Below are 12,952 nucleotides of genomic sequence, written 5' to 3'. Positions count from 1 at the left end.
GCTCACGGCTTCTCCTGCGTCGGAGGCTCGGTACCGGGCCCGGGCCGTCCGGTCCCGTCGGGCAGGTCGCCGAGGACGATGGCGTCCGGCTCGGACAGGTCGCCACCGGTCTCGAGGGTCTGGGCCTCGGCCTCCTCCATCGCCACGGCGAGCGCGGCCGTGGCGCCGACGGGGTTGCCCTCGTCGTCGAACTCGAGCACCTGGTCGTGGTGGCTGCCGAGATAGGCGTCGACGACGGCCGGATTCGAGGACAGCTGGTCCGGCGGAGCCTCGGCGATCACCGATCCCTGCGCCATCACCACCACCCAGTCGGAGATGTCGCGGATGACGTCCATGTCGTGCTCGACGAACACGACGGTCGTGCCGTCGTCGCGCAGGGTCTTGATGTGCCCGAGGAGTGTCTGCGTCAGCGCGGGATTGACCCCGGCCATCGGCTCGTCGAGCATGACCACCGCCGGTTCGGTCATCAGGGCCCGGGCCATCTCGAGGAGCTTGCGCTGCCCACCGGACAGGGAACCGGCCAGGTCGTCGGCCTTCGCGTCGAGGGCGAACCGCGCCAGCATCTCGCGGGCACGTTCGGTGACGGCACGTTCCTGCCGGTGCCACGTCCACGGCAGCAACGCTGCGAGCATCCGTTCCCCCCGCTGGCCCGTCGCACCGAGCCGCACGTTGTCGAGCACGGTCATCTTCGACAGCGCCTTGGTGAGCTGGAACGTCCGCACGATCCCGCGGCGCGCGAGCTGGTGCGGGTGCAGACGTCCGAGCGACGTCCCGTCCATGCTCCAGGTCCCCGTGTCGGGTCGGTCGAACCCGGTGAGCAGGTTGAACAGCGTGGTCTTGCCGGCGCCGTTCGGCCCGATCAGGCCGGTGATGCAGCCGCGCTGGATCTCGAGGTGCGCCACGTCGACCGCCCGGAGACCGCCGAAGGTTCGGGAGAGCGCGTCCACCACGAGGACCGGATCCGGTTTGGCCGCGCCGGGCTCGCGGGCCACGGTGTCGAACAGGGCGGAACGCTGTGCCGCGGGCAGGGTCGCGTCAGGCATCGAGCTGCACCTCCCGCTTGTTGCCGAGGATACCTTGGGGCCGGAACACCATCATGACGGCGATGAGCACGCCGAGGAGGATGTAGCGCATCGCGCCGACCTGCTGCTCGGACAGGGCCAGCAGCGGGTCCGGACCCGAGATGGCCTGGCGCAGCAGGGCATCGGGAATGGTGAGCAGGAACCAGAACAGCATCGCGCCGAGGACGGGACCGAACACGGTGGCGGCGCCCCCGAGGATCAGGGCGCCGAAGGCGAAGAACGTCTGGGCGGTCGAGTAGAAGTCGGGGTTGATCGACTTGGTCTGCAGCGCGTTGAAGATGCCACCGAGCCCGCCGATCGTGCCACCGAGCACCAGCGCCTGCATCTTGTACACGAACACGTTCTTGCCGAGCGATCGGGCGGCGTCCTCGTCCTCGCGGACCGCCTTGAGCACTCGCCCCCACGGGCTGTGACTGAGCAGGTACACCAGACCGCACAGCGCCAGCACCAGGGACCAGCCCACGACCATCGCCCACAGGTCGTCGCCGTAGAACCGCATCCCGAGCAGCGAGTACTGCCGCCCGGAGTCGAACGGGCTGAGCTGGGTGAACGGTCCGGCGAACCCGAACAGTCCGTTGGTCGAGCCGGTCACCGGATCCGATGCGGTGGAGCGGAACACCAGCCGCAGGATCTCGGAGGCGGCGATGGTGACGATGGCGAGGTAGTCGGCGCGCAACCGCAGGGTGGGGATGCCCAGCACCAGAGCCAGCAGGGCCGACGCCGCCAGGCCGACGAGGATGCCGAGCCACAGGGGCTGGTCGTAGGTGACGGTCATGATCCCCACGCCGTACCCGCCGAGCAGGGCGAATCCGATCTGGCCGAAGTTGAGCAGTCCGGCGTACCCGAAGTGCAGATTCAGTCCGATGGCGAGCAGCGCGTAGAAGATCGCCGACGGCCCGATCAACTGGGCGAAGGAAACCTGGAGAACGGCAACGAGATCCACGGCGCTCACCCCACCCTGGCCCGGCTGCCGAGAATGCCCTGCGGACGGACGACGAGGACGACGATCAACACGAGCAGGCCACCGATGTACTTCAGGTCGGGGTTGATGATCAGCGTCGACAACTGCACGAGCAGGCCGACGATCACGCAGCCCAGCAGCGCCCCGTACGCGGTGCCCAGCCCACCGAGGGTGATCCCGGCGAACATCAGCAGCAGCAGCTTGAAGCCCATCTCCCACTGGACGCGACCGCCGAGCTCGGACAGACCGAACAACACCCCGCCGAGGGCCGCGAGTCCGCCCCCGAGTCCCCACACGAACCGGACGACGCGTTCGACGTCGATGCCCGAGGCCGCCGCCAGGTCCCGGTTGTCGGCCACCGCGCGCATGGCCTTGCCGATGCGGGTGCGCTGGACGAGCAGGGCGACTCCGACGAGCACGACGAGGCTGACGACGATGCACGCCAGGTTCACCGGGGTGATCGCGATCGGGCCCCATTCCAGTTGGCGCTGGCCCTGGTAGTCGGCGAACGGCTCGGCCCGGTCGGAGAACAGCGCGAGGATCAGGTAGCGCAGCGAGATCGCGAGGCCGATCGACACGACGAGCTGGGCGATCAGGCCGGTGCGCCGCCGCCGCAGGGGCGCCCAGATCAGCCCGTTGTTGAGCAGGCCGATGGCGATGCCCACCGCGATGGCGAGCAGCGTCGCGGGGATCAACTGGATGCCCAGGCTCACGTTGAAGATCCACGCGGCCACCGCGCCGAGGGTCACGAGTTCCCCGTGCGCGAAGTTCGTCAGGCCGGTGGTTCCGAAGATCAGACTCAACCCGACCCCGGCGATCGCGATCACCAGGCCGAACCGGAGTCCGTCGACGACGGTGCGGATCACCGTCTCCCACCCGGAGGTGCCGAACCCGGAACGCGACTCGCCGAACGAGAAGATGACCGTGTTCGCCCGCCCGGCGACGACGTCGCGCTGGACGGTGGCCTGCACGCTGACCTCGTCGGGGAGGGACTGCTCGTCCACCTCGAACGTGTAGGTGCCGGGGGGCACGGTCAGCTCCCACCGGCCGTCGGCGGCCGAGGTCGCTTCGGCGACCTCGGCGCCCGTGGTGTCGCGGGCCCGGACCGTGACCCCGCCGAGGCGCTGCCCGGCGTTGTTGAGGCTGCCGCTGACCCGCACCCCCTCGCTCGGCTGCGGAGCGGTGGTGACCGGTGCCGGCGGGGGCGTGGGCTCCTGCGCGACCGCGGTCCCGATCCCGGCTCCGAGACCGGCGAGCGCGAGCAGCAGCAGCAGGAGTGTCGGGGCGAGCCGAGGGACCGGCCATCGCTCCCGGAGCGGCACGAATGGGGCCACGCAGGTCCTCCGGATCACGTCGGGGTCGTCGTGCGCGCCGCCGGGGCACCGGCGTCGTGGAACCGGACTTTAGCGGCTGCAACAGCGTTCCACGGCGCTCTGCGATTTCCGCCGCGTATCTGTTCTGTTTCGCCGCGCCGCGCCGCGCACACGGTCGCGGTGGGTCCGGGTTGTCCGAGCCGGTCCCTAGACTGAGGAACCGTGACTCGCGCATCGACCTCCTCCGCACCCGCCGCCTCCGGCGGCGACCGACCGACCCTGTTGCTGCTCGACGGGCATTCCCTGGCGTTCCGCGCGTACTACGCCCTGCCGGCGGAGAACTTCAAGACCCACAGCGGCCAGACCACCAACGCGGTGTACGGGTTCACCTCCATGCTCATCAACCTGCTGCGCGACGAGCAACCCACCCACGTCGCCGCCGCGTTCGACGTCAACCGCGACACGTTCCGGGCGACGGCGTACCCCGAGTACAAGGCCAACCGCAGCTCCGCGCCGGACGAGTTCCGCGGTCAGATCGACATCACCAAGGACGTGCTCGGGGCCCTGGGTATCCCGGTGATGGCCGAGGCCGGTTTCGAGGCCGACGACATCATCGCCACCCTGGCCACGCAGGCCGCGGCCCAGGGATATCGGGTGCTCGTCGTCACCGGCGACCGGGACTCCCTGCAGCTGGTCACCGACGACGTCACCGTCCTGTACCCCCGGCGCGGAGTGTCGGACCTGACGCGGTTCACGCCGGCGGCGGTGGAGGAGAAGTACGGGCTGACCCCGCAGCAGTACCCGGACTTCGCGGCGCTGCGCGGGGATCCGAGCGACAACCTGCCGTCGATCCCGGGCGTGGGGGAGAAGACCGCCGCCAAGTGGATCCGCGAGTTCGGGAGCCTCACCGACCTCGTCGACCGCGTCGACGAGGTCCGCGGGAAGACCGGCGACGCTCTGCGGGCGCACCTGTCGAGCGTGCTGCTCAACCGTCAGCTCACCGAGATGGTGCGGGACATGACCCTGCCCTACACCCCCGACCAGCTGGCGCTGGCTCCCTGGGACCGCGACCGCATCCACCGGTTGTTCGACGACCTCGAGTTCAAGGTGCTGCGCGACCGGCTGTTCGCGACGCTCAGCTCGGTCGAACCCGAGGCCGAGGAGGGCTTCGAGGTGCGCGGCGGCGTGCTCGAGCCGGGCGCGCTCACCGGGTGGCTGGCCGAGCATGCCGGGCCGGGTGCGCGGCACGGGATCACCGTGCTCGGGTCCTGTGTTCCGTACGGCGGTGACGCCACGGCCGTGGCGATCGCCGCGGCCGACGGGGAGGGGGCGTACGTGGACACCACGACCCTCACGCCCGAGGACGAGACGGCGCTGACCGGCTGGCTGGCCGACGCGACGGTGCCCAAGGCGCTGCACGAGGCGAAGGGCGCCCTGCACGCACTGCGCGGCCGCGGCTGGACGTTGGCCGGGGTCACCAGCGACACCGCCCTCGCGGCCTACCTGGTGCGTCCCGGTCAGCGCAGCTTCAATCTCGACGACCTGTCCCTGCGCTACCTCAAGCGGGAACTGCGGGTCGAGGAGTCGGGGGAGCAGCAGCTCTCGCTGCTCGACGACGCCGATGCCGCGGACGCGAAGGCCGCCGAGTCGGCGATTCTGCAGGCCCGGGCGGTGGTGGACCTCGCCGCGGCCCTGGCCACCGAACTCGAAGAGATCGAGTCCACCGCCCTGCTGACCGACATGGAACTGCCCCTGCTGGGGGTCCTCGCCGACCTCGAGACAACCGGCATCGCAGTCGAGGCCGAACGGCTGGAGGACCTGCAGTCCGGCTTCGTCGCGGACGTCGCCGCCGCCGCGTCGGCCGCCTACGACGTGATCGGCAAACAGATCAACCTCGGCTCACCGAAGCAGCTGCAGGTGGTGCTGTTCGACGAGCTGGACATGCCGAAGACGAAGAAGACCAAGACCGGCTACACCACTGACGCCGAGGCACTGCAGAACCTGTTCGAGCAGACCGGGCACCCGTTCCTCGAGCATCTGCTCGCCCACCGGGAAGCGATGAAGATGAAGACCACGGTCGACGGTCTGATCAAATCCATCGCCGACGACGGCCGCATCCACACCACCTTCAACCAGACCGTGGCGGCCACCGGCCGGCTCTCCTCGACCGAGCCGAATCTGCAGAACATCCCGGTGCGCACGGAGGCGGGCCGGCACATCCGCGACGCGTTCGTCGTCGGCCCCGGCTACGACCTGCTGCTCACCGCGGACTACAGCCAGATCGAGATGCGGATCATGGCCCACCTCTCCGGGGACGAGGGGCTGATCGAGGCCTTCAACACCGGCGAGGACCTGCACAGTTTCGTCGGCTCCCGGGCCTTCGGGGTGCCGATCGAGGAGGTCACCCCCGAACTGCGGCGGCGGGTCAAGGCGATGTCGTACGGCTTGGCGTACGGGCTCAGCGCGTACGGGTTGGCGCAGCAGCTGAAGATCTCCACCGACGAGGCCCGCGAACAGATGGAGGCGTACTTCAACCGCTTCGGCGGCGTGCGCGACTACCTGCACGCCGTCGTCGAACAGGCCCGCAAGGACGGCTACACCTCCACCCTCTACGGCCGCCGCCGCTACCTGCCGGACCTGAACAGCGACAACCGGCAGCGCCGCGAGGTCGCCGAACGCGCCGCGCTCAACGCCCCGATCCAGGGCACCGCCGCCGACATCATCAAGGTCGCGATGATCGACGTGCAGACGGCGCTGCGCGAGGCCGGACTGCGTTCGCGCATGCTCCTGCAGGTGCACGACGAGCTGGTGCTCGAGGTGACCGCCGACGAGCGCGAACGGGTGCAGCAGCTGGTGCGGGACAAGATGGCCTCGGTCATCGAACTGTCCGTCCCGCTGGACGTCTCGGTCGGGTCCGGACGCAGCTGGGACGCCGCCGCGCACTGACCGCCCGGCGCGGGCAGGCGCACTCCCGGTCGCGCCGGGAGTGCGCCGGAGCCGGTGCTAGCCCTGCTTCTGGTTCTGTTCGGCGATCTGCCGGCGTACCTCGTCCATGTCGAGGGCCTTGACCTGGGTCACGAGATCCTCGAGCGCGGCCGGCGGCAGGGCCCCGGCCTGGTTGAACACGAGGATGCCTTCCCGGAACGCCATGATCGTGGGGATGGACCGGATGTTCGCCGCCGCCGCGATGCCCTGTTCGGCTTCGGTGTCGACCTTGGCGTGCACGACGTCCGGGTGCTTCTCCGAGGACGACTCGAACGTGGGGGCGAAGGAGCGGCACGGCCCGCACCACGACGCCCAGAAGTCGACGAGGACCACGTCGTTACCGGTGATGATGTCGTCGAAGTTCTGCTGGGTGAGAGTCTGGGTGGCCACAGGGATCCTTTCGGTCGGGTACTGATCGCGTCAACGTCCCGTCGCGACCGTTTCTTCCCGCGGGTACCCGCTCCGGCCGGGGATACCCACCTCGCCGACACCGCGGCGGGCCCCGACCTCGGGGCGGATCATCGCCCGAGGCCGGACCCGGCGCGGAACGTGCGACGGTAGGTGTGCGGCGTGGTGCGGCGCAGACGCAGGAAGTGCTGCCGCAGGACCGCGGCGGTCCCGAACCCGACGCGGTCGGCGACCGCGTCGACGGGCAGGTCCGTGCTCTCGAGCAACCGCTGGGCGGCGAAGACCCGCTGATCGCGCAACCAGCGGGCGGGCGTCGTCCCGGTCTCGGCCAGGAACCGCCGCGCGAAGGTCCGCGGGGACATGTGTGCCTTCGCGGCGAGCGCCGCCACGGGCAGATCCTCGTCGAGGTGCTCGGTCATCCAGTCGAGCAGCGGCGCGAGGGTTTCGGCGGGTGCCGTCGGCAGCGGCATGGCGACGTACTGGGCCTGCCCGCCGTCGCGGTGCGGCGGGACCACCATCCGGCGCGCGATGCCGTTGGCCACGTCGGAACCCTGCTCCCTGCGCACGATGTGCAGGCACAGGTCGATGCCGGCGGCGGTGCCGGCGCTGGTGAACACCGGGTCGTCGTCGACGTAGAGCACGTCCGGATCGACCTTCGCGGACGGGAAGCGTGCGGCCAGCTGCGCCGCGTGGCGCCAGTGGGTGGTGCAGCGGCGATCGTCGAGCAGCCCGGCCGCACCCAGGACGAAGGCACCCGTGCACAGGCTCGCGACCCGCGCGCCGCGATCGACCGCGGCGCGCAGCTTCGCGAACAGTGGCTCCAGATCGGCGATCTCGCCGCCGGCGCCGCACACGAACGACTCGTCGCGGTCGGCGATCCCGGTGCCGCCGGCGGGAATCACGATCAGATCCGCGTCGTCGAGGCGATCGAGGTCGTAGGGGACGTCGATCGTGTACCCGAATCGGGTGGTGACCGGGTGGGGACTGCCCGCGACGAGGCTGAAGTCGTACACGGGCAACCCGTCGTCGGAGCGGTCGAACCCGAACACCTCACAGGCGACACCGAGTTCGAAGACCTCGGTGCGGGGGAGTAGCGGCACGACCACCGTCGTCAGCATGTCACCCAGTCTGCCATCGGATTGGCCGGAAAACGACGCTACATGTCGTTCCTGCCGCTGTCGGCAGGTGCGCCCGCGGACGAGGCTGAGACCATGACCGTCCTCCTGCTCGTCCTCGTCGTGTTCGTGGTGCTCGACGCCCTGGCGCTGACCGGCCGGACGCCCGACACCCACCGTGAGGAGACCCAGTTCGGCGACTACCGCGTCTGATCCGGGACCGGCCCGCGGCGGCGCGGCGTCACACCACCCGCCACTCGCGCCGCGCCTCGCCGTCCCACCGCCGGATGCCCGCCGACACGCCCGTCAGCTCCCGGGTGCCCGCACGGGTCGCCGTGAGCGCCGAGCCGAGCCGGCCCGGCGGCACTCGACGGGCCAGGGTCACGTGCGGGGTCCACTCGCCGGGCCGGATGTGCGGGGGAACACCCGGACAGCCGTCGATCAGCTCGAACACCACCCGCTGCAGCTCGAGCAGTTCGGCCGTGGGCACCACCAGCCGCGCCACCGTCGCGGTACGCGAGCCGAACAGCACCATCCCCCCGAGCCGCACCGGCAACGGCTCGCCCGTGATCCGCTCCCGCATCGCCCCTTCCACCCCCGGTGGGATCGATGCGGCGACCGCGAGCGTGATGTGCGGGCGGTTCGACTCGGACCGGTTGCGGGCCTGACTGACCAGCCCCACGTCCAGCAAGCGCGCCCATTCCTCGCGGACGGCCTGATCCAGGCGGTCGTCGAGGAGCAGTTCCACCGACTGCACCATGGTGGGTAATGATTGCCCCATGACCGACGCCGTCGCAATCCCCGCCCCGCACCGCATCGGACTGCTCGAGGGAGACGGGATCGGTCACGAGATCGTCCCGGCCGCCCGGCGGGTGGTCGATGCCGCCGTCGCCGCCTCGCACGGCCCGCAGATCGACTGGGTGCCGCTGCCGCTCGGCGCCGATGCGATCGCCACCCACGGCACCCCCACCCCCGAGTCCACCCTCGACGCCCTCGCCGGCCTGGGGTCGTGGATCCTCGGACCGCACGACAGCGCGGCCTACCCCGACCCGTTCCGGGCCCAGCTCACGCCGGGCGGACAGATTCGCAAGCGGTTCGGCCTCTACGCCAACATCCGTCCCGCCCGCGCCCTGCCCGGCGTCCGCGCCGTGTCACCGCACATGGACCTCGTCATCGTGCGGGAGAACACCGAAGGGCTCTACGCCGACCGCAACATGGCCGTCGGCAGCGGCGAATTCATGCCCACCCCCGACGTCGCGCTCGCCGTCGGCGTCGTCACCCGGGCCGCCTCCGAACGCATCGCCCACACCGCCTTCCGGCTCGCCGCCCGTCGTCGCCACCGCCTCACCATCGTGCACAAGGCCAACGTGCTGTCCCTGACCACCGGCCTGTTCCGGGACGTGTGCCGAGAGGTCGGCGCCCGGTATCCGTCGGTCACGGTGGACGACGAGCACGTCGACGCCATGGCCGCCCACCTCGTCCGCCACGGGGGCGACTACGACGTCGTCGTGACCGAGAACATGTTCGGCGACATCCTCTCCGACCTCGCGGGCGAGCTGTCCGGCTCGCTCGGCACCGCGGCGTCGATCAACGCTTCCGACACCCAGGCCATGGCGCAGGCCGCCCACGGGGCGGCCCCCGACATCGCCGGCCGCAACCGCGCCAATCCCACGGCCCTCATCCTGTCCGCCGCGATGCTCCTCGACCGGCTCGGCACCGTCCACGACCTGCCCGAGTTCGTCGCCGCCGCCCGCCGGATCGAGCACGCCGTCGAGGCGACCGTCGAGGCCGGCGTGGCCACCGCCGATCTCGGGGGACTCGCCTCCACCGCGGAATTCACCGAGACCGTCGTCGCCCGCACGCTGCGTCGCTGAGCTCGCAGCTCGAGTCGTCGCCGAGCTCGCAGCTCGAGTCGTCGCTGAGCTCGCAGCTCGAGTCGTGGCCGAGCTCGCAGCTGTTGACCTCGAGTCGGCTCGAGGTTCTAGCGTGGCCGCCATGACCACCGAGATCCTGCGCATCGACAAGTTCGCCGTTCCCGCGGCCGCACGGGAGACCTTCCTCGCCGCGGTCCACGAGACCCACCGCGACCTGCGCACCCAGCCCGGCTTCCGCGGCGACGACGTCGTCGAACTGTGCTCCGGGCCGAGCGAATACAACATCGTCACCGTGGTGCGCTGGGCGGATCCCACGGCGCTGCACGAGGCCCGGACGGTCCTGCAGGAACGCCACGCCCGCCGGGGGTTCGACCCGGCCGCGTTCCGCCTCGAGCTCGGTGTCGTCGCGGACGTCGGCAACTACGTACCGGTCGACCCCGGTACCCGGTAGGCAGGTACGACCGGCGCCGCCGGGTCTGTTCGGAGCGGATTCCGCAATACGGGCCCGCCGATGGATACTGTGCGGTTGTGGACGAACCAGCATCTCCCGGACCGACCGGCCGTCGACGCCTCAGGGCGGGCCTGCTCGGTGCGCTGCTGACGGCCGCGGTCCTGTCCGGCTGCGTCGTCAACACCGAGTCGACCGTGCCGCCCGGTGACCGGGTCGGCGCCGATCGGGTCGATGCGGTCGCCGACCAGCTCCCGGCGACCGTCGCGGCGACCGGCGAGCTGAAGGTGGGCGTCAACGTGCCCTACGCCCCGAACGAGTTCAAGGACGACGACGGCCGCATCGTCGGTTTCGCCGTCGAACTCGTCGAGGCCCTCGGCGACGTTCTCGGCGTGCGCCCGGTGTTCAACGAATCCGACTTCGACCGCATCATCCCCGCCGTCCAGGCGGGCACGTTCGACATGGGCTCGTCGTCGTTCACCGACACGAAGGAACGCGAGCAGTCCGTCGACTTCGTCACCTACTACAGCGCCGGGGTGCAGTGGGCGCAGCGCGTCGGTGACGACGTCGACCCCGACAACGCGTGCGGGCTGCGCGTCGCGGTGCAGACCACCACCTACGAGGACATCGACGAGGTGCCCGCCAAGAGCGAAGCCTGCGTCGCCGCGGGCAAACCCCCGATCGACAAGGTCAAGTACGACAGCCAGGACGAGGCCACCAACGCCCTCATCCTCGGCCGCGTCGACGCGCTCTCGGCCGACTCGCCGATCACTGCGTACGCGATCGCCCGCAGCGACGGCCGGCTCGAAACCGCCGGACCCGTGTTCGACGCCGCTCCCTACGGTTTCGTCGTCGCGAAGGGCTCGCCTCTCGGACCGGTTCTGCAACAGGCGATGCAGCACCTCATCGACTCCGGCGTCTACGCGCAGATCGCGCAGCGGTGGGGCATGGAAGAAGGAACCATCGACACCGCGCAGATCAACGCGGCGACGAGCTGACCGAAAGGGGTGCGATGAGCGACCGTCCGACCTCCCTCACCGGACCGGAACCGCAGACCGAACCGGAAACCATCGAGGCCGTGCCGCTGCGACGGCCGGGCCGCTGGATCGCCGGCATCGTCGTCGCCGTGCTGCTGGCGCTGTTCCTCTACGGCGCCGCCACCAACGAGGCCTACCGCTGGGACGTGTACGCGCAGTATCTGTTCGACCGGCGCATCACCGAGGCGGCCTGGAAGACCGTGCAGCTGACCGTGCTGGCGATGCTGCTCGCCGTCCTGCTCGGCGTGCTCCTCGCGGTCATGCGCCTGTCCCCGAACCCGGTGCTCAAGACCGTCTCGTGGGTGTACCTGTGGATCTTTCGCGGCACCCCCGTCTACGTGCAGTTGGTGTTCTGGGGCCTGTTCCCCTCGATCTACAAACAACTCGACCTCGGCATCCCGTTCGTGCACCAGTTCGTGCACATCGACCTGCAGGGCATCAACGCCGCCTTCCTGTTCGCCGTGATCGGACTCGGCCTCAACGAGGCCGCCTACATGGCCGAGATCGTGCGCGCCGGGATCGGCTCGGTCCCCGAGGGCCAGACGGAAGCCTCGGTGGCGCTCGGCATGTCGTGGTCGCAGACCATCCGCCGGACGATCCTGCCGCAGGCGATGCGGGTGATCATCCCGCCGACGGGCAACGAACTCATCAGCATGCTCAAGACCACCTCCCTGGTCGCGGCGGTGCCGTACAGCCTCGAGCTCTACGGCCGTGCCCGCGACATCTCCGGCGCCAACTTCCAGCCCATTCCGCTGCTGCTCGTCGCCGCCACCTGGTACCTGGCCATCACCAGCCTGCTCATGGTGGGCCAGTACTTCCTCGAACGGCACTACTCGAAGGGCCTGAGCCGCCAGCTCACGACGCGGCAGTTGCAGGCCCTCGCCGACGCGCAGGGCAAGCCCGTGCCCGTCGAGCCCGGCGCCGCGCAGGCACCCGACATCCCCGGAGGAGAACGTCGATGACGCCCATGGTCCAGGCCGACCGGGTCTACAAGAGCTACGGCGCCCTGCGGGTGCTCAACGGCATGTCCCTCGAGGTGCCCGACGGCACCGTCGCCTGCCTGATCGGACCCTCCGGATCCGGCAAGTCCACCTTCCTGCGCTGCATCAACCACCTCGAGAACATCGACGCCGGCCGCCTGCACGTCGACGGCCACTTCGTCGGCTACGCCGAACGCGGGGGCAAGCTCTACGAGCTGAGCCCGCGCGCGGCGGCCAAGCAGCGCCGCGAGATCGGCATGGTCTTCCAGCACTTCAACCTGTTCCCGCACCGCACGGCCCTCGAGAACGTCGTCGAGGCGCCCGTGCTGGTGAAGAAGATGCGTCGCCCCGACGCCGTCGCACTGGCCCGGGATCTGCTCGACAAGGTCGGGCTCGCGGCCAAAGCCGACGCCTACCCGGCTCAGCTCTCCGGCGGCCAGCAGCAACGCGTGGCCATCGCCCGCGCCCTGGCCATGGAACCGAAGCTCATGCTCTTCGACGAGCCCACCTCCGCCCTGGACCCCGAGCTCGTCGGCGAGGTGCTGGCGGTCATGCGGGACCTCGCCGCCGGCGGGATGACGATGATGGTGGTCACCCACGAGATGGGCTTCGCCCGCGAGGTCGCCGACCAACTGGTGTTCATGGACGGCGGCGTGGTCGTCGAAGCCGGCCCGCCGCAGGAGTTGCTGCGCAATCCGCAGCACGAACGGACGAAGTCGTTCCTGTCGAAGCTGCTCTAGCGTCCGGGC

The 12,952-nt window shown here is 70.3% G+C and carries 12 protein-coding genes; 6 read left to right on the top strand and 6 right to left on the bottom strand.

Translation table 11 applies throughout. The features are described 5' to 3' along the window. Positions 1-2 precede the first annotated feature (2 nt). The 3 genes from LZP97_RS08730 to LZP97_RS08720 are packed head-to-tail and all read right to left on the bottom strand — an operon-like array spanning position 3 to position 3,377. The gene (locus tag LZP97_RS08730; protein ID WP_040275108.1) at positions 3-1,043 is read right to left on the bottom strand and encodes an ABC transporter ATP-binding protein; all 1,041 of its coding nucleotides are present in this window, start codon (positions 1,041-1,043) and stop codon (positions 3-5) included. Beyond that, positions 1,036-2,025 (bottom strand): branched-chain amino acid ABC transporter permease, encoded by a 990-nt coding sequence (locus LZP97_RS08725; RefSeq protein WP_040275126.1) that lies wholly within the window; start codon positions 2,023-2,025, stop codon positions 1,036-1,038. The genes LZP97_RS08730 and LZP97_RS08725 overlap by 8 nt, the downstream gene beginning before the upstream one ends. Before the next feature lie 5 nt (positions 2,026-2,030). After that, the gene (locus LZP97_RS08720; protein ID WP_026137904.1) at positions 2,031-3,377 is read right to left on the bottom strand and encodes a branched-chain amino acid ABC transporter permease; all 1,347 of its coding nucleotides are present in this window, start codon (positions 3,375-3,377) and stop codon (positions 2,031-2,033) included. A gap of 201 nt (positions 3,378-3,578) precedes the next feature. Here LZP97_RS08720 and polA point away from each other — a divergent pair, with 201 nt between their 5' ends. Further along, entirely contained in the window at positions 3,579-6,302 is a 2,724-nt protein-coding gene (gene polA, locus LZP97_RS08715; RefSeq protein ID WP_017681330.1) for a DNA polymerase I, read from the top strand. A 57-nt stretch (positions 6,303-6,359) separates the two neighbouring features. On the opposite strand, the gene trxA is transcribed toward polA, so the two are convergent. From trxA to LZP97_RS08700, 3 genes are all read right to left on the bottom strand, one after another. After that, the gene (gene trxA / locus LZP97_RS08710; protein WP_003937902.1) at positions 6,360-6,731 is read right to left on the bottom strand and encodes a thioredoxin; all 372 of its coding nucleotides are present in this window, start codon (positions 6,729-6,731) and stop codon (positions 6,360-6,362) included. Between the two features lie 128 nt (positions 6,732-6,859). Beyond that, the gene (locus tag LZP97_RS08705; RefSeq protein ID WP_017681329.1) at positions 6,860-7,867 is read right to left on the bottom strand and encodes a GlxA family transcriptional regulator; all 1,008 of its coding nucleotides are present in this window, start codon (positions 7,865-7,867) and stop codon (positions 6,860-6,862) included. A gap of 238 nt (positions 7,868-8,105) precedes the next feature. Then, on the bottom strand, positions 8,106-8,624 hold the full coding sequence (locus LZP97_RS08700; RefSeq protein ID WP_010595316.1) for a 2'-5' RNA ligase family protein: 519 nt from the start codon (positions 8,622-8,624) through the stop codon (positions 8,106-8,108). Between the two features lie 19 nt (positions 8,625-8,643). Between LZP97_RS08700 and LZP97_RS08695 the strand changes: the two genes are divergently transcribed. The 5 genes from LZP97_RS08695 to LZP97_RS08675 all read left to right on the top strand — a co-directional run bounded on the left by LZP97_RS08695 (position 8,644) and on the right by LZP97_RS08675 (position 12,943). Beyond that, on the top strand, positions 8,644-9,738 hold the full coding sequence (locus LZP97_RS08695) for an isocitrate/isopropylmalate dehydrogenase family protein (protein ID WP_010595317.1): 1,095 nt from the start codon (positions 8,644-8,646) through the stop codon (positions 9,736-9,738). Positions 9,739-9,859: 121 nt separating this feature from the next. Then, complete coding sequence (locus tag LZP97_RS08690; RefSeq protein ID WP_040275116.1) at positions 9,860-10,189, top strand: antibiotic biosynthesis monooxygenase family protein; 330 nt, start codon at positions 9,860-9,862, stop codon at positions 10,187-10,189. A gap of 131 nt (positions 10,190-10,320) precedes the next feature. Beyond that, positions 10,321-11,184: an ABC transporter substrate-binding protein gene (locus tag LZP97_RS08685; protein ID WP_048771153.1), complete on the top strand. Its 864-nt coding sequence runs from the start codon at positions 10,321-10,323 to the stop codon at positions 11,182-11,184. A 14-nt stretch (positions 11,185-11,198) separates the two neighbouring features. Further along, complete coding sequence (locus tag LZP97_RS08680; protein WP_010595320.1) at positions 11,199-12,185, top strand: amino acid ABC transporter permease; 987 nt, start codon at positions 11,199-11,201, stop codon at positions 12,183-12,185. Next, on the top strand, positions 12,182-12,943 hold the full coding sequence (locus tag LZP97_RS08675; RefSeq protein WP_010595321.1) for an amino acid ABC transporter ATP-binding protein: 762 nt from the start codon (positions 12,182-12,184) through the stop codon (positions 12,941-12,943). The genes LZP97_RS08680 and LZP97_RS08675 overlap by 4 nt, the downstream gene beginning before the upstream one ends. The last annotated feature ends 9 nt before the right edge of the window (positions 12,944-12,952 follow it).

The organism is Rhodococcus sp. DMF-1 (assembly GCF_021441945.1).
GTDB lineage: Bacteria > Actinomycetota > Actinomycetes > Mycobacteriales > Mycobacteriaceae > Rhodococcus > Rhodococcus ruber.
The sequence above is the reverse complement of the archived record's forward strand: the minus strand, read 5'-3'. Positions and strand labels throughout refer to the sequence as shown.

Bases quoted from the DNA above. Each gene is read 5' to 3' on its own strand.
- LZP97_RS08700 (WP_010595316.1), bottom strand. From the start codon at position 8,624: ATGGTGCAGTCGGTGGAACTGCTCCTCGACGACCGCCTGGATCAGGCC.
- LZP97_RS08690 (WP_040275116.1), top strand. From the start codon at position 9,860: ATGACCACCGAGATCCTGCGCATCGACAAGTTCGCCGTTCCCGCGGCC.
- LZP97_RS08705 (WP_017681329.1), bottom strand. From the start codon at position 7,867: ATGCTGACGACGGTGGTCGTGCCGCTACTCCCCCGCACCGAGGTCTTC.
- LZP97_RS08680 (WP_010595320.1), top strand. From the start codon at position 11,199: ATGAGCGACCGTCCGACCTCCCTCACCGGACCGGAACCGCAGACCGAA.
- LZP97_RS08695 (WP_010595317.1), top strand. From the start codon at position 8,644: ATGACCGACGCCGTCGCAATCCCCGCCCCGCACCGCATCGGACTGCTC.
- LZP97_RS08675 (WP_010595321.1), top strand. From the start codon at position 12,182: ATGACGCCCATGGTCCAGGCCGACCGGGTCTACAAGAGCTACGGCGCC.
- LZP97_RS08730 (WP_040275108.1), bottom strand. From the start codon at position 1,043: ATGCCTGACGCGACCCTGCCCGCGGCACAGCGTTCCGCCCTGTTCGAC.